Raw genomic sequence first — 797 nt, 5'->3', positions numbered from 1 at the left:
GGTCGTCCGATCCCCGCCTATTCCCTCACTACTGGCGGTCTGCGGGTGAGTGACCTACAGATCGAAGAGTGGCTGAGTGAGCTGGTAGAGGGCGAGGAGAACGGCTATGGCTACCGGAATTTGGCGTACGCCCTATCGGTCCAGCAGGGCTTAATCCTCAACCACAAGAAGGCGTACCGGCTGTGCAAGAAGCTCGGGCTGCTTCAGAAGAAACCGGTGAGGAACGTAAAATACCCTCGGCAGCTGGCGCGGAATCGAGTGGTCACACGCCCCAACCAACTTTGGCAAATTGACATTAAATATGGATACATTAATGGCTACGACCGCTTCTTTTTTATGTTTGATATGATTGATGTGTTTGATCGCTGTATCGTTGGTTACCACGTTGGAGCGAGTTGTACGGCGAAGCAAGTCTGTGCCACATTGAGGGAGGCTCTGGGCCGACGTTTACAGCCTGGAGACCCCTCACCGGTTATCCGTTCCGATAATGGGCCGCAATTCCTAAGCGCTGCCTTTGGCGAGCTGTGTGCGGAAACGCAGCGTCCTCTGGAGCATGAGCGTATTCCTCCAAAGACGCCGAATATGAACGCCTACATTGAGTCGTTTCACAGCATTTTGGAGAGAGATTTGTATACGAAAAGGTACTTTGAAACGTTTGAAGAAGCCTATGAAGCGGTCGCAGTCTATATTAACTTTTACAACGAGCGCCGTTTTCATGGCAGTTTGCAGCGCATGAGCCCCAAGCAATACCACGCCGCATGGAAAGCGGGCAAGCTAAAACCGATAGAAATAAAGCT

General features: G+C 51.7%; 1 protein-coding gene. It reads left to right on the top strand.

The genetic code is table 11. From position 1 onward, the window contains the following. Positions 1-45 precede the first annotated feature (45 nt). Positions 46-797 (top strand): IS3 family transposase (locus GC101_RS01560; RefSeq protein WP_171715847.1); only part of this gene is annotated, 752 nt, incomplete at its 3' end.

Origin of the sequence: Paenibacillus phytohabitans (genome assembly GCF_013141775.1) — a bacterium.
Classification (GTDB): domain Bacteria; phylum Bacillota; class Bacilli; order Paenibacillales; family Paenibacillaceae; genus Paenibacillus_AQ; species Paenibacillus_AQ phytohabitans.
The sequence above is the reverse complement of the archived record's forward strand: the minus strand, read 5'-3'. Positions and strand labels throughout refer to the sequence as shown.